General features: G+C 36.8%; 18 protein-coding genes and 1 pseudogene. 7 read left to right on the top strand and 12 right to left on the bottom strand.

What is annotated here, in order from left to right; translation table 11 throughout:
* Positions 1-111: 111 nt before the first annotated feature.
* Positions 112-1,398, top strand: coding sequence for a PQQ-dependent sugar dehydrogenase (locus tag B5440_RS10935; RefSeq protein WP_070053656.1), 1,287 nt, complete (start codon positions 112-114; stop codon positions 1,396-1,398).
* 12 nt (positions 1,399-1,410) lie between these two features.
* On the top strand, positions 1,411-3,699 hold the full coding sequence (locus tag B5440_RS10930) for a TonB-dependent receptor (RefSeq protein ID WP_232756002.1): 2,289 nt from the start codon (positions 1,411-1,413) through the stop codon (positions 3,697-3,699).
* A gap of 185 nt (positions 3,700-3,884) precedes the next feature.
* Here B5440_RS10930 and B5440_RS15900 read toward each other — a convergent pair.
* The 4 genes and pseudogenes from B5440_RS15900 to B5440_RS10910 all read right to left on the bottom strand — a co-directional run.
* A pseudogene (locus tag B5440_RS15900) lies at positions 3,885-4,085 on the bottom strand (type II toxin-antitoxin system RelE/ParE family toxin); the annotation flags it as partial.
* 95 nt (positions 4,086-4,180) lie between these two features.
* Complete coding sequence (locus B5440_RS10920) at positions 4,181-4,399, bottom strand: hypothetical protein (RefSeq protein WP_070053655.1); 219 nt, start codon at positions 4,397-4,399, stop codon at positions 4,181-4,183.
* 62 nt (positions 4,400-4,461) lie between these two features.
* Positions 4,462-4,917 (bottom strand): pantetheine-phosphate adenylyltransferase, encoded by a 456-nt coding sequence (gene coaD / locus B5440_RS10915; RefSeq protein ID WP_070053654.1) that lies wholly within the window; start codon positions 4,915-4,917, stop codon positions 4,462-4,464.
* A 462-nt stretch (positions 4,918-5,379) separates the two neighbouring features.
* A complete protein-coding gene (locus B5440_RS10910) occupies positions 5,380-6,360 on the bottom strand; it encodes a D-alanine--D-alanine ligase (protein WP_070053653.1) in 981 nt (326 codons plus the stop codon).
* A 315-nt stretch (positions 6,361-6,675) separates the two neighbouring features.
* On the opposite strand from B5440_RS10910, the gene B5440_RS10905 reads away from it, so the two are divergent.
* The 3 genes from B5440_RS10905 to B5440_RS10895 all read left to right on the top strand — a co-directional run bounded on the left by B5440_RS10905 (position 6,676) and on the right by B5440_RS10895 (position 9,153).
* The gene (locus B5440_RS10905; protein ID WP_070053652.1) at positions 6,676-7,290 is read left to right on the top strand and encodes a PASTA domain-containing protein; all 615 of its coding nucleotides are present in this window, start codon (positions 6,676-6,678) and stop codon (positions 7,288-7,290) included.
* Complete coding sequence (locus B5440_RS10900; protein WP_070053651.1) at positions 7,290-8,336, top strand: RluA family pseudouridine synthase; 1,047 nt, start codon at positions 7,290-7,292, stop codon at positions 8,334-8,336. Before B5440_RS10905 ends, B5440_RS10900 begins: the two co-directional genes overlap by 1 nt.
* A 532-nt stretch (positions 8,337-8,868) precedes the next feature.
* Complete coding sequence (locus B5440_RS10895; protein ID WP_070053650.1) at positions 8,869-9,153, top strand: GIY-YIG nuclease family protein; 285 nt, start codon at positions 8,869-8,871, stop codon at positions 9,151-9,153.
* 270 nt (positions 9,154-9,423) lie between these two features.
* On the opposite strand, the gene B5440_RS10890 is transcribed toward B5440_RS10895, so the two are convergent.
* Positions 9,424-10,152, bottom strand: a complete 729-nt coding sequence (locus B5440_RS10890; protein WP_070053649.1) for an SDR family oxidoreductase — start codon at positions 10,150-10,152, stop codon at positions 9,424-9,426.
* A 183-nt stretch (positions 10,153-10,335) separates the two neighbouring features.
* Between B5440_RS10890 and B5440_RS10885 the strand changes: the two genes are divergently transcribed.
* Positions 10,336-10,620 carry a GIY-YIG nuclease family protein gene (locus B5440_RS10885; protein ID WP_070053648.1) on the top strand — a complete coding sequence of 95 codons (285 nt, stop codon included), beginning with the start codon at positions 10,336-10,338 and terminating at the stop codon, positions 10,618-10,620.
* Positions 10,621-10,998: 378 nt separating this feature from the next.
* Here B5440_RS10885 and B5440_RS10880 read toward each other — a convergent pair whose 3' ends face one another.
* From B5440_RS10880 to B5440_RS10855, 6 genes are all read right to left on the bottom strand, one after another.
* Positions 10,999-11,247, bottom strand: a complete 249-nt coding sequence (locus B5440_RS10880) for a hypothetical protein (protein ID WP_070053647.1) — start codon at positions 11,245-11,247, stop codon at positions 10,999-11,001.
* A 76-nt stretch (positions 11,248-11,323) separates the two neighbouring features.
* A complete protein-coding gene (locus tag B5440_RS10875) occupies positions 11,324-11,620 on the bottom strand; it encodes a TIGR03643 family protein (protein ID WP_070053646.1) in 297 nt (98 codons plus the stop codon).
* Between the two features lie 295 nt (positions 11,621-11,915).
* Positions 11,916-12,338: a hypothetical protein gene (locus B5440_RS10870; protein ID WP_141728116.1), complete on the bottom strand. Its 423-nt coding sequence runs from the start codon at positions 12,336-12,338 to the stop codon at positions 11,916-11,918.
* Between the two features lie 206 nt (positions 12,339-12,544).
* The gene (locus tag B5440_RS10865; protein ID WP_070053644.1) at positions 12,545-13,525 is read right to left on the bottom strand and encodes an HNH endonuclease; all 981 of its coding nucleotides are present in this window, start codon (positions 13,523-13,525) and stop codon (positions 12,545-12,547) included.
* Between the two features lies 1 nt (position 13,526).
* Positions 13,527-16,670: a DUF3427 domain-containing protein gene (locus B5440_RS10860; RefSeq protein ID WP_070053643.1), complete on the bottom strand. Its 3,144-nt coding sequence runs from the start codon at positions 16,668-16,670 to the stop codon at positions 13,527-13,529.
* On the bottom strand, positions 16,667-17,053 hold the full coding sequence (locus tag B5440_RS10855) for a (deoxy)nucleoside triphosphate pyrophosphohydrolase (RefSeq protein ID WP_070053642.1): 387 nt from the start codon (positions 17,051-17,053) through the stop codon (positions 16,667-16,669). Before B5440_RS10855 ends, B5440_RS10860 begins: the two co-directional genes overlap by 4 nt.
* 229 nt (positions 17,054-17,282) lie before the next feature.
* On the opposite strand from B5440_RS10855, the gene yaaA reads away from it, so the two are divergent.
* Positions 17,283-18,044: a peroxide stress protein YaaA gene (gene yaaA, locus B5440_RS10850; protein ID WP_070053641.1), complete on the top strand. Its 762-nt coding sequence runs from the start codon at positions 17,283-17,285 to the stop codon at positions 18,042-18,044.
* Between the two features lie 254 nt (positions 18,045-18,298).
* Here yaaA and B5440_RS15735 read toward each other — a convergent pair.
* Positions 18,299-18,485 (bottom strand): hypothetical protein (locus tag B5440_RS15735; protein ID WP_234996381.1); only part of this gene is annotated, 187 nt, incomplete at its 5' end.

The following is an 18,485-nucleotide window of genomic DNA, read 5'->3' as shown; positions in this document are numbered from 1 at the left end:
CTAGCCACCAAACAACCTGACTTAAATAGCGCTTGTTAAAGTAAACCTAATCCGCTTTAAAAACTTTTTAGCCGAAATATTTAAAAGTAATTTTAGGCTAAAATATAGATTATGAAAAAGCTAACCACTATTCTGAGTCTCGGTTTTTGTTTAACACTGGCTGTTGAAGCGGAAGCTCAAGTAAATACAAATTTAAGCGAAGAAAAAAAAGATGAACTCTCTAAACGTCCTGCAGACATTGTAGAGACTGAGATTGGTAAACTTAAACTGGTGCCGCCTTTTTCCTCTGAATCTGTTACTAAAGAAAGTGAGGTTATTGGCTGGGGAGATAAGAAGCCGAATGCTCCTGCCGGTTTTAAGGTGACCAAGTTCGCAGAAAATTTACAGCATCCGCGACGCACTTATATTGCGCCTAACGATGATATTTTTGTGGTAGAATCTAATACAAAAAATAGTGCAGATAGAATTACTTTAATTCGGGATAAGGATGGAGACGGTACGCCAGATTATCAAGAGGTATTTATGGAAGATTTAAATCAACCTTACGGAATGTTAGTGTTAGATAATTATTTTTATGTTGCCAATACTGACGGACTTTACCGATATCCGTATAAGGAAGGTGGTACAAAAATAGAAGCTGAAGGAGAGAAAATTCTTAGTTTACCTGCCGGTGGATATAATAATCACTGGACCCGTAATTTACTCGCAAATAAAGATGGAAGTAAAATTTATGTTTCTGTAGGTTCTGCCAGTAATGTTGGAGAATATGGAATGGAGAAAGAAGAAAGACGAGCTGCAATCCTGGAAATTAATCCTGATGGAAGCGGAGAGAAATTATACGCTGCCGGGTTAAGAAATCCAGTGGGAATGGACTGGAATCCCATCACGGGCGAGTTATGGACAGCCGTAAACGAACGTGATAAAATTGGAAATAATTTAGTGCCAGATTATATTACCAGCGTACAGGAAGGCGGTTGGTATGGCTGGCCATATTCTTATTATGGTCAAATTCAGGATCCTCGTTGGGCCGAAGATCCGCATACAGAATTGGTAGAAAAAGCTATTGTGCCAGATGTGCCGGTGGGCCCGCATACCGCTTCTTTAGGACTGGCATTTTACACTAAAAATAAATTTCCCGAAAAGTATAAAAATGGCGCTTTTGTAGGGCAGCACGGTTCCTGGAATAGAGCGAACTTTTCTGGGTATAAAATTCTTTTTGTGCCTTTTGATGAAAACGGAAAACCGGGACAACCCGAAGATTTTCTTACCGATTTTATTGCCGATGAAGCCGAAAGTAAAGTACATGGTAGACCGGTAGGGGTAAGCGTAACGCCAGATGGAGCATTACTGGTAAATGATGACGATGCGAATATAATTTGGAAAGTTTCAGCCGAATAAAATTATAAAATATTGGAAAAAAAAATACTGGCACTTTTGTGCTTATTCCTTGCAGGAAACCTGTTTTCACAGGAAAATCAATTTAAAATATTAAAAGTAAATTCTACTGAAGAAGTTGCAGGTGCAAGCATCTCCGGGGCTTCAGACATAGTTGCGGTTTCAAATGAAAATGGCATTTTTAGTTTAGAGGCCGAAGACTTGCCGGGTAGCTTTCAAATTTCGGCATTAGGTTACGAAACTTTGGAAGTTAATCTGCGTGCTTCTGAGTCACTCCAGGAGATTTATTTAAGTCCAACTTCAGAAAATCTTTCAGAAGTAGTGGTGCGCAGTACCGTAATTCCCAAGACACTTAGAAAAGTGCCGGCTTCGGTAAACCTGGTTACAGAAACCGATTTTAAAAGAACCGATGCTACGAATGTGCTGGAAACTTTTAATAATGTTCCGGGGATGTATGTAAACCAGGGCGCTTTAAACACCAATAAGATCAATATTCGCGGTATCGGTGCGCGTTCACAATACAGCACCAATAGAATTCAGGCTTATTTTGACGGAATTCCATTAACTACCGCCGAAGGGGAATTAACTTTAGACGATTTTGATCAGGAAAGCCTGGATAGAATTGAAGTAATAAAAGGTCCCACTTCCAGTGTCTACGGAGCCGGTTTAGGCGGTTCTATCAATTTATATTCTAAACAACCCGAAAGGGAAGAAGCCCGACTATCTGCAAAAACTCAGTTCGGAAGTTTTAATACTAAAAAACAGATTTATCAAGCTTCTAATACCACTAAGAATTCTTCGCTTTTTGCCACCTTTACAAACCTAACTAGCGATGGTTACCGTGACAACGGAAATTATGACAGAAAATCGGCTTTGGTAAACGGGAGTCTTAAAACCAGCGAAAATGGTAGTTTGTCTTATTTAGCCAACTTCACGCGATTAAAAGCCTTTATTCCAAGTTCTTTAAATGAAGAGGACCTTAGAAATAATCCTGAAAAGGCAGCATTTACCTGGGGGCAAGCCCAGAGTTATGAATCTTATGATAAAGGTATGTTAGGTGGTTCTTACACGCATTCTCTTTTTGAGAATTTCAGCAACGTCACGAGTATCTTTTTAAGTTTTAGAGATGCTTACGAGCCGAGACCTTTTGATATTTTAAAGGAAGAACGAGTTTCTGCCGGAGTTCGTACAAAGTTTAACTTAAACACTCAGATCTTCGAATTGCCTTCTGAAATTAGTTTTGGAGCCGAATACTATAACGAATGGTATGAAACCGGAACTTTTCAGAATCTATATGAAGATTTTCCGGGTGAAGGAAGTGTCTTGGGTGAGCGGTTAAGCAATAATGAGCAGGATAGGAATTATGCTAATTTCTTTGCTCAGGTTAATCTTGATTTTACCGAAAAATGGAACCTGGAGGCAGGCTTTAATATAAACACCACAAATTACAGTTTAACCGATCTTTATACTCAAGACGAAGTAGACCAGACCGGAGATTATAGTTTTGATACGGTGTTTTCGCCTCGAATTGGAACGAGTTATGAAATTGGTGCCGGAAAGAATATTTTTGCTTCCATAAGCCACGGATTTTCAACACCCACGGTTGCTGAAACTTTAACCCCTGAAGGGCAAATAAACACCAATCTTGAGCCGGAAACCGGTGTTAATTATGAAGCAGGATTTAAAGGAAACTGGTTGCAGAATAAATTATATACCGAAATTTCGGTGTATTCAATTCAAATAGAGAATTTATTGGTTGCGCAACGTGTGGCAGAAGATCAATATGTGGGAATCAACGCCGGGAAAACCAATCATAACGGCATTGAGTTTCTTACCAACTACCGTTTTTTAGTAGGACCCGGTATTTCAATTAAACCTTATGTAAACGGCGCCTTAAACTTTTTTGAATTTGATGAGTTTGTAAATAATGATGAAGATTTTTCCGGAAATGAGCTTCCAGGAGTTCCTAAATACACGGTAAACCTGGGCTTAGATATCCAAAGCGAGTCAGGTATTGAATTCTTCGGAAACTTTAGAAATGTGGGGGAAATTCCGCTTGATGATGCTAACTCGGGTTATACCGATCAATACAGTTTGTTGAATTTTAAAGCAGGTTATACTTTTAATGTATTTCAGGATATAAACTTGAATTTATACGGCGGAGTAAACAATGCCTTAGATGAAAATTATGCCGCAAGTATAGTAACCAATGCCGTTGGATTTGGAGGCGCTGCGCCACGTTATTATTACCCCGGAAATCCTAGAAATTACTATGGAGGTCTTCAGCTGAATTATATTTTTTAGAAGAATAGATTCGACGTCGTAACTGACTAAATGAGCGCGGCGATCTTTTCTTAAAAATGTGCTGTAGTCACTTCGAGTGTTCCGATGTATCGGGATGTATCGAGAAGTGCTTTAAAGTTACATCTGTCATTTGTTCTCGATACGCCGGATAACATTTTCTAGCAAGGAAGAGAGTTCTCTTGTCCTTATAAATCCTTTTTTAATTTCCCTGGATCCTGTCTGGTGTCAAAAACAGTTATGATTTCAATCTCATCTGATTGAATTCGATAATAAAGAGTAGTTTGATTTGTGACTACGCATTTGTATAGTCCATTAAACTTTTCTGACTTTGGGCAACTATAAGGTTGGGATGAAATTTGATTTATTTTGTTAGTTAATTTTACGAAGAATTTATCCCTGGTTCGCCTATTCTATTTCTCTATTAAGTATTCAGATAAACCTAATAACTTTGATTCAGCAAGCTCAGAAAGATAAACTTTCATCAGGAAATTTTCTTTAGGAAAGATTCATAGGAAACTCTTTTTCCTTTTTCTAACTCTTCAATTCCCTGCTTAATTTCTACCTGTTCCTTTTCGTTTAATTCCTCCCAAAAATCCGGCTTCTCCTTTTGGACAAAATCGGCAACTTTTTGGATGAATTCTGAATTTTCATTTTCCAAAATGGTCTTAAGTAATTTAAGCTTAGTGGTTTGAATATCCATTTTTATATAAGTCTAAAAGCAAATTTACTGAAAATAAAGTTTGATAATTGAAGCTCAGTGCGTTAATTTTTCCTTACCACATCTGGAACCATAAACTCATAATTCCCGTTATTTCGAATCACATCCCGAACCACCGTAGAAGAAATATGACTTTTCCCGGAAGAAGTGATAAAAAACAAGGTGTCTATCCCGCTCATTTTATAATTGGTCTGGCCAATAGCTTTTTCAAACTCCAAATCTTGCGCATTTCGCAATCCGCGTAATAAAAATCCGGCATTTTGTTCTTTGCAAAAATCTACCGTTAGACCTTTGTAGGTGGTTACTGTTATTTTAGGCTCCTCTTTAAAACTTTCCTTTAAAAATCGCAGTCGTTCCTCCAATGAAAACATATAGTTTTTATTAGAATTGGTGCCAATAGCCAGGATAATTTCGTCAAAAAGCGGAAGCGCTCTTTTAATAATATCGGTATGGCCTAAAGTAATAGGATCAAAAGATCCCGGAAATACTGCTTTTCTCATAATAAATATCTTAGTCTTTCCCGTTAAGACGGGAAACCATAAACTTTTTTGTCTTTCCCGCACTTCGATTCCTCAGTATAAACTCCGGCGGGAAATTAAATTTAGTCATTTCAAAATTTGAAAGAAATATAGTAATAATAAATGTGGGTGAAAATCAAAATAGCCTATTAGTCAAGGGATACAATAAGAAGGTCTCAGCTGGGAACGTCATTATGAATGGAGTGAAGTAATCTCTATGATGTTTACTGAAAATATGTTTTGCGTCAAGCTGAACTTGTTTCAGCTTCTAACTTGTTTTGATGCTTAGATCCCCGATAAAAATCGGGGCAGGCTCTGAAATAATCCTGAAGCTTCGGGACAGGATGACGTTTACGTATAATCAGAAAACCTATGGCTTAAAATCACCGAATTAAATTCCTATAATTTTCAATTATAGAACCTTTCGAATTCCCCCTTCGGGGGCTAGGGGACTTTCAATGCCGTCTCAATCGCGCTGCCATAAAGTTCGGTTAAAGTGATACCGGCTGCTTCAGCCTGTTGAGGTAAAATACTTGCCTGGCTTAATCCCGGGGTGGTATTCATTTCAATAAAATGGGGTTCGCCGTTATGAAAGATAAATTCAGAGCGGGTAAAACCTCGCATTTTTAGTTTCTTATAGATCAGTTTAGCGATCTCCTGTACCTGCCTGGTTTTTTCCGTAGAAATATTCGCCGGTGTGATCTCCTGTGATTTTCCCAAATATTTGGCCTCGTAATCAAAGAATTCATTTTCAGAAATAATCTCGGTAACCGGGAGCGCTTTTACCTTTCCTTTATAAGTGATCACGCCAACAGAAACTTCGGTGCCATCAAGAAAAGATTCAATAATCACTTCGTCGTCTTCCTTAAAGGCGGTTTTTGTGGCAGGAATAAGTTCTTCTTCCGTCTTGACTTTGGTGATCCCAAAACTGCTCCCGGCGCGATTAGCCTTTACAAAACACGGCAAACCAACTTTGGCAACTATTTCTTCAGCATTTACTTTATCCTCTTTATTCAGAAAATAATTCACCGCGGTTTTTATTCCGTAAGGCTTTAGAACGCTTATAAGATCTCGCTTATTAAAAGTTAATGCCGCCTGGTAGTAACCACAGGTAGTCTGCGGAATTCCCACTAATTCCAGGTATGCCTGTAGCAATCCGTTTTCTCCCGGCGTACCGTGAATAGTATTAAAAACACAATCGAAAGAAATTGTTTTTCCGTCTATTTTTACGGTAAAATCATTTTTATTAATCGGGTAAGGCGTATCATCATCAGTCACTACAAACCATTCTTTCTGTAAAATATGAACCCGGTAAGGTTCGTATAAATCCCTGTTTAAATGTTTGTAAACCATATTTCCACTGTTGATAGAGATTCTATATTCACTGGAATATCCGCCCATGGCGATGGCAATTTTTTTTTTCATCTGGGGAGTTTGGCGTTTTTAGTTTATTGTTTCAATAATATCGACATAATTATAAAGCTTATTGTCTAATAAAAATATTTTAACAGAAATATGCGTTAAAACCTATATGCTAAATTATCCTGGGATAAATCAACATTCAATGAAAAAATGAAGATTTACGGGTTTTGCAAAGAGTTTTTTATTATCTCCGGATAACGCGTAAACCATAGACTTTAAACAATAAACAATAAACCGGCAAAGCCGACACAACAAATCTACAAACAATCTGCCACCAAAAGCAGGGGTTTTATATCTTTGCTGCTTAGAAACAAATGTATGGGATTCTTTAAATTTATTTTCAGTAAAACATTTTTAATTCAGCTTATCATTGCTGCCATTTTAGTGGTAGTAATTGCTTTCTTAGCATTAAGATGGCTGGATTACTCTACAAATCAAGATCAGCGTATCGCTGTTCCAGACCTGTCTAAGCAATCTTTGGATGAAGTGGACGATAAACTTGCAGCCTTAGATTTAAGATTTGAGATTCTGGATTCAGCAAATTTTAATCCCGACTTTCCTCGTTATTCGGTAATTGAACAGGTACCGGAGCCGGGACAATTCGTAAAAGAGAACCGTAAGATCTACCTCACTTTAAATCCCTCAGGTTATAGAAAAGTAATGATCCCTGATCTTATTAGAAGAACCCGAAGACAGGCCGAACCTACTTTACGGTCTTTAGGCTTTGAAATTGGAGACGTAAGTTATAAACCCGATATTGCTGAAGATGCTGTTTTAGAGTTAAGACACAAAGGTAAAAAACTGGAACCCGGAGACGAACTCATGAAAACATCTACCATAGATTTGGTATTGGGAGACGGTTCCGGTAGGTATCAAATGGATGAAGAAGAGCAGGATACCACAACTCCTGAAGAGGAAGAAATTGAACTTTAATGAAAGAAGAAGAACAAAACGAAGTAGAGCAACAGGACGAGACTTTATACGAACATCATAAATTTGAGGCCGGTCCCGGTCAAAAACCTTTGCGGGTAGATAAATTCTTGATGAATTTTATTGAAAACGCAACCCGAAATAAAATCCAGAAAGCCGCGAAAACCGGTAATATCTACGTTAACGAAGAGCAGGTAAAACAAAATTACAAAGTAAAGGCCGGCGATGTGGTGCAGGTAATGTTTGAGCATCCGCCTTATGAGTTTTTACTTACACCAGAGAATATTCCGTTAGATATAGTTTACGAAGACGATACTTTGTTGGTGGTGAATAAACCTGCAGGAATGGTAGTGCATCCTGGCCACGGTAATTATAGCGGAACGCTTATAAATGCGCTGGTTTATCATTTTGAAAATCTCCCAAATAACTCCAGTGATCGCCCCGGGCTTGTGCACAGAATAGATAAAGACACCAGCGGACTTTTAGTGATCGCCAAGACCGAAGAAGCTATGGCGCATCTCTCCAAACAGTTTTTTGATAAAACCAGCGAGCGTGAATATGTAGCATTGGTTTGGGGAAATGTAGAAGAAGATGAAGGCACAGTAGAAGGTAATATTGGCCGCCATCCAAAAAACCGTTTACAAAACACGGTTTATGAAGACGACGACGCCGAAAAAGGAAAACCTGCGGTTACCCATTTCAAAGTTTTAGAACGTTTTGGTTATGTAACCCTGGTTTCCTGTAAATTGGAAACCGGAAGAACGCATCAGATTAGGGTGCATATGAAACATATTGGGCATACGTTGTTTAACGACGAACGCTATGGAGGAGAAAAGATTCTTAAAGGAACTACTTTTACTAAATACAAACAATTTGTAGATAATTGTTTTAAAATTTTACCACGCCAGGCATTACACGCTAAAACCCTTGGGTTTATTCATCCAAAAACCGGCGAGGCAATGAGTTTCAATACCGAAATACCTGAAGATATTCAGGCTTGTATCGAGAAATGGCGCAACTACGCCAAAAACCAGAAAGAGGTTTTGTAAACCATCTCCTTTACTTTTTTAACGTCACCCCGAATTTATTTCGGAGCCTGCCCCGATTTATCATCGGGGGTCTAAGTTATGGAGAAATCAAAATCATGATTGATCCTGAAATAAATTCAGGATGACGAGGGTTCAATTCATGAAGTGTTCGTCACCCTGAACTTGTTTCAGGGTCTAACTTGTTCAGAACTTCAATCACCATAGATCCTGAAATGAATTCAGGATGACGTTGAATTCGTCACCCTGAACTTAGTTCAGAGCCTGCCCCGACTTTTGGTAGGGGGTATAACATGTTAGGAAGTTCCATAATCAAACGTATTTAAACTCATCCTAGATCCTGAAATAATCCACCTGAACGGACGGGCAGGTTCAGGACGACATATTTTTCGTCACCCCGAATTTATTTCGGGGTCTAAGTCGTGGAGAACTCAAAATCATCCTAGATCCTGAAATGAATTCAGGATGACGTTGAATTCGTCACTCTAACTTGTTTCAGGGTATAAGTTTATCTCAAGTTTCTTTATATTTAAGAATGCAGAAGAGCTATATATACCTACTTTCCAATTCTACCAGAACAATGATTTATATAGGTGTAACTTCTGATTTAAAAAAACGAATCACAGAGCATAAAACCGAAACAGGTTCATCATTTACCAGAAAATATCACCTTGAATTTTTAATTTATTTTGAGGAGTTTTCAGAAATTCATCAAGCCATAGCCAGAGAGAAACAACTAAAAAACTGGCATAAAGAATGGAAATGGGACCTGGCAAAATCTATAAATCCAGACCTGAAAGATCTTTATGAGGAGTTGTAGTGAGTTAGATGTTTACGTCAGCCTGAACTGGTTTCAGAGCCTGCCCCGACTTTTGGTCGGGGGTATAACATGCTAAGAAGTCTCCCATACTGTGTAATTAAGCTCATCTTAGATCCTGAAATAAATTCAGGATGACGTGGGATCATGTCATGAAGTTTACGTCACCAAGCATCTAGTCAGGAAGACGTTTGGAAACATTACCCTGATCCAAATTATCCAAAGCTCCTTTCTTAATTTACAAGGGGAGGTGGCCGCAGGCCGGAGGGGTCTTTAACTCTTCCCCGAAGGTTTTATAAACAACTCATTCACATTCACACTATCTGGTTGTGTGGTAGCGTAAAGCACGGCATCTGCAATATTTTTAGGCGATAATTTAGGCTCATCACCACCGTAATCTTTATCTTCTAATAATTCTTCGTCAGAGATATCTTCTCTAAGGCTGGTTTCTACTGTTCCGGGTTCTATAGAAGTTACCCGAATATTAAAGTCGGGAGAAAGTTCCATACGCATCGCTTTAGAAAGTTCTATCACTGCGGCTTTAGAAGCACCGTAAACAGCACCACCTTCAAAGATCTCTTTTCCGTCTACAGAGGCAATATTAATAATATGGCCGCTGTTTTGTTTTTTCATTTCAGGTAGTACGGCGTGAATACAGCGCAGCGTTCCCTTTACATTTACCTCTATGGTTTGCAGCCAGTCTTCAAGCTTTTCATTTTTAAGATAGGTGAGAGGCATTACTCCGGCCGAATTCACTAGAATATCTATGCGGCCAAAATGATCGTAAATTTTCTCAAAAGCTTCATGAACACTTTTGTCGCTGGTAACATCTAATTCTACTTCAAAACTCTGACTAAGTCCTTTTCCAATTTCTTTTAATTTATCTACACTTCGGCTGGCAAGTGCCACTTTACAGCCTTTTTTCGAAAGTTCTTCGGCAATAGATTTTCCAATTCCGCTACTCGCGCCGGTTATCACGGCTACTTTATCATTCAAATTCATAGTTCTATTTTGTTGGTTGAATTGCAAGTTGGGAGTAATTAAAAGCTTAAGGCGTTAAGAAAATTTGAAATAACAGGATTTTAACGGGTCAGCTGTTTTCTCTGGGGGCACAATCACGATCTTACCGTCACCCCGAACTTGTTTCGGGGTCTAACAGGAATTAAACTTTTTTTATATTTATAAATGCAGAATAGCTACATCTACATACTCTCTAATTCTACCAGAACAATGATTTATATAGGTGTGACTTCAGATTTGAAAAAACGAATCACTGAACATAAAAGCGGTATGGGGTCATTGTTTGCCAGAAAATATCATCTTAAATTTTTAATTTATTTCGAAGAGTTTTCAGAAATTCATCAAGCCATCGCCAGGGAGAAACAATTGAAAAACTGGCATAAAGAATGGAAATGGAATCTGGTAAAATCGATGAATCCAGACTTGAAGGATCTTTACGAAGACTTGTAGCTAAAAAATATGTTCAGCCAAAATCGTTCAAAAATACATTTTAGTTGCTAATTTGGAATTTGTTTTATCATATTAGCTTCTGAAACAAGTTTAGCATGACATTCCTGTCGTCACCCCGAATTCATTTCGGGGTCTAAGTTGTTTTGAAATCGAGAGTATAGGTTGGTAAGAATTTAGATCGTGTTAGATGCTGAAACAAGTTCAGCATGACGTAGCTTACGTGAACCGAATTCAAATCGAGGCAGTCTCTGAAACCAGTTCAGGATTACGTCCCTACCGTCACCCTGAATTTATTTCAGGGTCTAAGTTGACTAGAATTGAATTTTGTTAGATTTTGAATCAAGTTCATAATAACGTATTGGATTATAGAAAAGACACTTAATTCAACGAACAATTCACCTGGGTCATCATTTTCCAGGAGCACATAAATTGTGGTAATTTTTTAGCCGAAGAGAGTTTGCGTTTAAACCTGATTTTAATGAATTTCCCACCCGAACTTTTAAACTGATAATGCGCCGAATTAAGCAACTGCCCGTTATAGTCTATGATAATTCCGCCGGAATTTCTCCATAGAAAACTACCGCTAAAGGCTTTTACCAATTTTGGATATTTAGAAGAACCTGCCATATGCTTAAAGTTTAGGAAGCAATAAGATACGGAAAAAGAAACTGCAAAAGGAAAAACCAGTTGAAATTAACGCATTTCAATATTTTTTCTTCGAAATTCTATTGCCGGTAATTTGGCGTTGCGCAGTAGATTTAAACCTCGAGATCTCGTTATCCCGTAGTTTTGCGTGCTTGGTTTTTCTTCCCTGCACCCTGGCGCGCCATTTTCTCCAGTTACGCGGGTGCATTTGCTCCTGCATAAATTTTATCACATCTTTTTCAGCCAGCCCAAACTGGTATTCAATAGCTTCAAAAGGCGTGCGGTCTTCCCAGGCCATGGCAATTACGCGGTCTTGCTGCCGCTCATCTAATTCAAACTTTTCAGCGATGCTCATTTTTAGCCGAAATTTAAGAAAACAGAAGCTTTTGATGGGTTGAACATTGGTGAAGGTTTTTGTAAAAAAAAAGTGGTTTTATAAAAATGAATAGCAGAAAAAGGGATAATAATTATTTGGGCGTTCCCCTAACGGGTCGGGCTTTACGTTGCAATCTTTTTGCTCGTACCTCGCAAAAAGGATTTCCACTGCAATCCCTAACGCAGGAAGGTTTGTTCGTTATTATTCTAATTTCGGATTGCTTAATTTTTTAAAGGGTAGGAAGTTATAGCTTGCGTAATATCATTATAATTAATTATTTTTTTCCTTTGAGACGCCAAAATCTTTTAGGCGGTTTATTAGAAGCTAGCGTTATATTTTTATTAATTAAAATTTTTTCAATCGTATCGGGCTTCGTGCCATATTGCATTGCTAAATCTTTTGAAGAAACCCCAATTAAGTATGATTTTGCAATTTTTTGTTGGATTTCTTCTTTCCATATCCATCGTTTTATTTTTTTAGGTTTTACTCTGGAATTATTACTTAATTCTTGAAGTATATTTATTAACTCTGGAAGTATATCGGGATTAATTTTAATATGTTGTGTCTGAAAATTTGGTTTCTGAATTGTTTGAGTTATTTCTAGATATTCTTTGCCGCTAGGGTGCTTTATTAAATCGATCAGAAAAGTACTACTAGGACTCTCTAGATATTTAGTTTTCAAAATATGCTTCATCATATCCAAATCGAAATGCTTTATAGATGTTCTAATAAATAAAAGACAAGAAAAGATAATTTAAAAAACTTTCAGAGAGGATATTAAGTGAATTATAGGTGCATTCACGTATTGTAACTTTGTTGTTTTTGTTGAAAAACCGAGGAATTTTAAAGCAATAGATGGTTTAGGAACGCTTTTACGGAAATTGGTTTATAAAAGTTTTAAAATTACAGCATAAAAACTTCCATATTATGCCATTTTAAAGCTTCCAGTGATGGAAACCAATTTTCATTTTCTGGTAATAAAATTTGTTTTCCTTCAAAAGCTGAGAGAGGAAAGCTAGAGTTTTCTTCCTCTATTGTTGGTGAAATTCTGACTAAGAAATCTGAATTAATTGTTACTAGACCACGATCGAAGGCCCGATGAAGTGTTGGTGATAATGCAATACCATTCGTTACTGTGTCATCATTTGAAATACTGAAAGGATAAATATGGCATGCATCTACCATTTGAACATTTTGAGAAGAATTTATCTTTAAACCCGAAATACAACAGGTATAATCGTAAATTTTGGGGATAGTTTTTTTAAACATTCCACCTCGCACGAAAATTTCTTCTTCAAAATCGCTCTTTTCCAAAGTTTCCTTTAATTGGCCAATATGGCTCTGATAGTATTCTTTGGGCTCATTTAGTATCTCGTTTTTAATTTTATCTTCTTCATAATAATTATCTGGTCTTGAATAATTACTTCTGAAATCAGGGAAAAAAGATTTAATTAAAAGCTGCTCGAACCACAATTGGTTTTCTGGAAGTTGAAGTAAGAAAAATAAATCCTTATCTATTTCAGCAAAGGCAATTGTTTCATTTAAACTATTAAAGCTTTTGATACTTTTAGAACTTGTGGTTACGATATCTTTTCCCGGTTTAGGAACTAGATACCAGAAGGGCTCTGACCTCATATGAAAAAATGGTAAAGAGAAATTTCGTGAATGACCAGTGTGTACAAGTTCTTCCCAATTTTGCTTAAAAGCTAGAATAATTTCGGAGGTAATAAATATTCTATTTGATTTAATCACTCCTTTAGCAATTAACTGAATTATGGAGAGAAGAAGGATTGGTTTATGAGGAGCTCTACCTAGATTTTTGCTAAAACCACGGTTGAGTTTTTTAATATAATTCGAATATTTATAAATAATTTCTTCTGACATATTATCCTACTGCCAATTTCTGACTTTCTTTTAAAATATAAGAAGGCATTTCTTCATGAAGTTTCCATTCAACGTTCATTGGTTTAGCACCTTTTGATTTCACGAAATCTGCTTCACCTAAAAAGGTATAAGACATGGTAAATCCATATTCATCCACGTTTTGTTCTCTAACAAATAAGAGTATTTTTTTTCCTTTATTCCGGTGCTTAATATAGGATTCGCCTTTTGGAGAGTCTGGTGCAGTACTGTTTTGGGATTGCCAGTGAAATAATCTCTTATTCAATGCATAATCTTCATACATTGTGGTAGGAGAATATTCTTTTTCAGTTTTCTTAAGTGTTACAAAGAGCGCTTCTATATTCAAATCTTTATTTTGAGCTACTCCTTCACGGTTTGACGATTTCTTCTTAAAGCTACTCAAACCTAATGCTACTAAAATTTCTTCTCTATTATATCTACTATGAAGTTTTAAAGGGAAATCGAATTTCAAATCTATATCTTTTTCTATAAACTCAATTTTTTCAATTTGATGTTCTATGAACTCCTGCATTTCCTGAAGCATAATCTTATTTTTCAGAAGAGAACGAATACTTTCTCTAACATTTGAGAAGCCTAAATTAGTTCCAGTTTCTTTCCAAACGTCGTAATGAAACATTAGAAGCATAACCTCTTCCTCTTTCTTTAACAAATCAAGATTTATATTTTCAGAAATCAATTTTTTAATGAATTTCAGGTAAGTGAGAGAATTGGCGTGAATAAGTTTTCTTTGCAGGCAAGCAGTTAATTCTTTCTCTTGAGGCTCATTAAAATCTGGAATTACTTTAGCATCTGCACATAACCTTTTCCAACTTCCTTTCTTATAAACTTGACGAATATCTAAATGGTGAAATTCTAAAAAATTGTGTAGTGTCAGGCTAAGTGTGGAGTGATGTTTGAAACTCTGTATTTTCTGAAGAAGTTGAGGTCTTCTAAATTCTGTAGCTTCCCTAATATTTCGCAGAATTACTTCTTTAGCTTTTTTCTCTAGTACAATTGAACATCCTAATGGTAGATGTGGAAATTCATCCTCGATCTCCGTGATTATTGAAGTATGAGTTTTACCAACAAGCGCTCTAAATTTATGTTCGAAATCATACTCTGGCCTAGCATTTCCTACAAAATCAAGTACCGTTAAGCAATCCTTATCTTCAGCTAAGCGTAATCCACGCCCTAGCTGTTGTAAGAAAATTGTCAAACTCTCAGTTGGCCTCAAGAAAAGAACTGTATCAATATTTGGGATATCAACACCTTCGTTGAATATATCGACCACAAATAGATAATTAATTTCTTTTTTGATGAGTTTGTTTCTAACCAAATCTCTTGAGCCGCTGTTTCCGCTAACTAGATAATCTGCTTTTAAACCAGAAAGAACAAATTTCTCAGCCATATATTTGGCGTGTTCCTGACTTACACAAAACCCAAGAGCTTGAACATCATTAATGTCAGTTAAATATTCTTCACAATTCTTTATAATGTCCGCTAAACGCCGATCGTTTTCAGTATAAAGTTTAGTAAGCTCCTTTACTTCGTATTTACCTCGCCATTGAACGCTAGAAAGATCAACAGAATCGGAAAGTGCAAAATACTGGAAAGGACTAAGAAGTTTCCTGTTTAAGGCTTCAGGTAGTCTTATTTCCGCGGCAATTCTATTGTGAAAATCTTCTGCTATGTCACCACCATCCATTCTTTCTGGAGTTGCGGTGAGACCTAATAAAATTTTTGGATTAAATCTTTTTAAAATTGGACGATAGCTGTCAGCTTTGATGTAATGAACTTCATCGACAATTATGTAGTCAAAAAAATCTTCGGCTAAGGCTAAGTTTTTCAGCCTACTGTAAAGGGTTTGAACAGATGCGAATAGCTCATCATACTTTTCTGGTTCATTCCCATCTACCCAAAGTTCTCCGAAATTAGCATCGCGTAGAACGTGCTGAAAAGTAGCACGAGCTTGTACCAAAATTTCTTTACGATGCGCAACGAATAAAAATTTTGAATTTGGATTCTTGTTCTTAAATTTCTTAAAATCAAAAGCAGAAATAACGGTCTTTCCTGTTCCCGTAGCTGCAACTAATAAATTTTTATTACGATTGTGAATTTCTCTTTCTGCCCGTAATTTAGATAAAATTTCTTCTTGGTAAGAATATGGTTTTAGTTCGAAGAAAGTGGTAATTTGACTTGTATTATATGAACTCTGTCTTTTAAGAGCAGTGCTAAGCTTTTCTCTATCTGTACCTTTTTTATAAAATTCGAATTCAGGATCTTCCCAATAAGTTTCAAAAGTTTTTTGAAACTTATCTATAATATGACCTATTTCTTGGGTGGTAACTTTAAGGTTCCATTCCAGGCCATTAGTTAAAGCTGAACGAGAAAGATTAGAAGAACCAATATAGCCGGTATGAAAACCTGAATTTCGTAAGAATAGATAAGCTTTTGCGTGCAGCCTTTCGTGTTCTGAATTATAGGAAACTTTTATTTCAGTATTTGGAAGCGATGAGAGGTATTCGACAGCTTTTACATCTGTGGCACCCATATAAGAAGTGGTAATAATCTTTAATTTTTTACCGCTTTTGGTAAATTCTTCTAGTTCCTTTTTAAATATTCGAATTCCAGAAAATTTAATAAAAGAAACTAGCCAGCATATTTCATCTGCAGAAAGAATTTCTTTTTTAATTTCACTCTCCAAGGAAATTCCAACATTGTTTCCGGTAAATAGTTCGCTTTGACTTAATCGAGTGTAAGGAGTAATTTCCTTCAGCCTGGCTTTTAAGTTTGAATATGGAAAATCTAGTTTTGAAAAAACGGCTTGCAAAATCTTTCCTTCGCTTTCAATTAAATTTTCAGACAATTCTGTACTCTTGAGTTCTTCTACTAAAAGCTTTATAATTTTATTCGATAATTCAATTTGTTTTAACGGACGGTCTTTATCTTTGATTTCCTCCAACGCAAATTTGATGGTTTCACTCAAATAAGAACTCAAATATTGAGAAGCTTCTTCCTTATCTAAAGGTGTTTCGCTAACGTGGAACTTCTGTAAATCTACATTTTCGAGTTTGTTGGAAACTAATTTAGTTATTAGCTGCTCGTAAAGACCTGTTTCAAAACTCATTTATACTTTTTGATATAATAATTAACAATTGGAATATCTGCTTCAGCCCAATCTAAAGATTTTAATTTTTCAATAGGAAACCATTCTGCTTGCGAATGTTCTAAAAGCATAATTTTGAAGGTCTGCAAAGAACATCGAAAAGGTATTAATTGAATTTTCTTTGTTTCAGGATAGCTATGTTCGTTAGAGGGTAATTGTTCCAAAATTATAATTTCTACTCCTAGTTCTTCTTTAATTTCTCGTGTGAGACACTCTTCAAGAGTTTCTTCTTTTACTTTTCCACCGGGAAACTCCCATTTGTTTGGTAAATGCATTTTACTGCTTCTTTGCGCGCACAATACTTTACCTTCATGTTCTATAATAGCACAAGCAACTTTTATCATGAAAGGGATTTTACTAGAAATTAATTCAATAAAGAAGATTATTTTTTAGGCTTGAAAATTATAAGGCTCAATTTAACATTTAATTCAGAAATCAAAAAGGGTTTTCCGTAAAGCAACAAAATTTTATCAACCGCAATAACTCCTAACTATTCTTCCATAAAAAACTAATAAAACACGGCTTTCCTGTTTTCTATGCTTTCACTTATATTTGGAATAAAAACCACCGATTATGAAAATTGTTGTTTCTCCGGCCAAAAGTCTGGATTACGAATCTAAATTACCTACCACCCGCGGCACCCAGCCCGCTTTTTTGGAAACTACTGCCAAACTCAATCGCAAGATGGCGAGAATGACCAAGAATGAGATTTCTGAATTGATGAGCATCAGCGATAAGCTCGCCGATCTTAATTATACCCGCTACCAGGATTTTGAGGAAGAACACAACAAAAAGAATTCCCGCCCCGCGATGTATGCTTTTGCCGGTGATGTTTACACCGGCCTGGATGCCTATACCGTTCCCACCGAAAAACTGGATCGCCTACAGAATAGTTTGCGAATCCTCTCCGGACTTTACGGCGTGCTAAAACCGCTGGATCTTATGCAGCCTTATCGATTAGAAATGGGAACTTCTGTAGGTATAGAACGCAAGGATAATCTATATGAAGTTTGGCAGCCAAAAGTCACCGAACTCCTGAATGAGGAAATGGAAGAAGGTGAACTTTTTATCAACCTGGCCAGCAACGAATATTTTAAAGCTATAGACACCAAAAAACTAAAAGCTGAGGTGATCTCTCCGGTTTTTAAAGATTTTAAAAACGGCAAATTAAAGATCATCAGTTTTTACGCGAAAAAAGCCCGTGGCGCTATGGTTCGTTATATTATAGACAAAGACGTAAATACGCTGGAAGATATCAAAGGTTTCGACTATATGGATTACCGTTTCAGTGAAGAACATACTGAGAAGGAAAACGAGCCGGTTTTTATTCGGTAGTTTTTTAGTGAAGAGTGAAGAGTGAAGAGTGAAGAGTTAATAGTGAAGAGGTAAGAGAAGAGAGAAAAGAATAAAGAGTCAGTAGTCAGGGAATTTTTAAACCCGCAACCTGAAACAACAAATCCCAAACAACAAACCGACAACCCACGTCCCACAACTGGTCCAGAACAGATTGCCACCTCGGCTTTCGCCTCCCCGCAATGATGAAACTAAATATTCGTGTATTCGTGGCGTTTCAGTTTAATGGTAGTTTTTTAGTGAATAGGGAAGAGGTAAGAGAAGAGAGAAAAGAAATAAGAAGCAGAAATCAGGGAATTTTTAAACCCGCAATCTGAAACAATAAATCCCAAACAACAAACCCACCTTTCAACCGTCATCACGAGTGAGGAACGAGCGCGGCGATCTTTTGTTTGAATTCCTCTGTCACTTCGAGTTTTCGAC

Source organism: Salegentibacter salarius, assembly GCF_900168265.1.
GTDB lineage: Bacteria > Bacteroidota > Bacteroidia > Flavobacteriales > Flavobacteriaceae > Salegentibacter > Salegentibacter salarius.
Note: the sequence above shows the minus strand (reverse complement) of the source record. Positions and strands in the feature narration are given on the sequence as shown.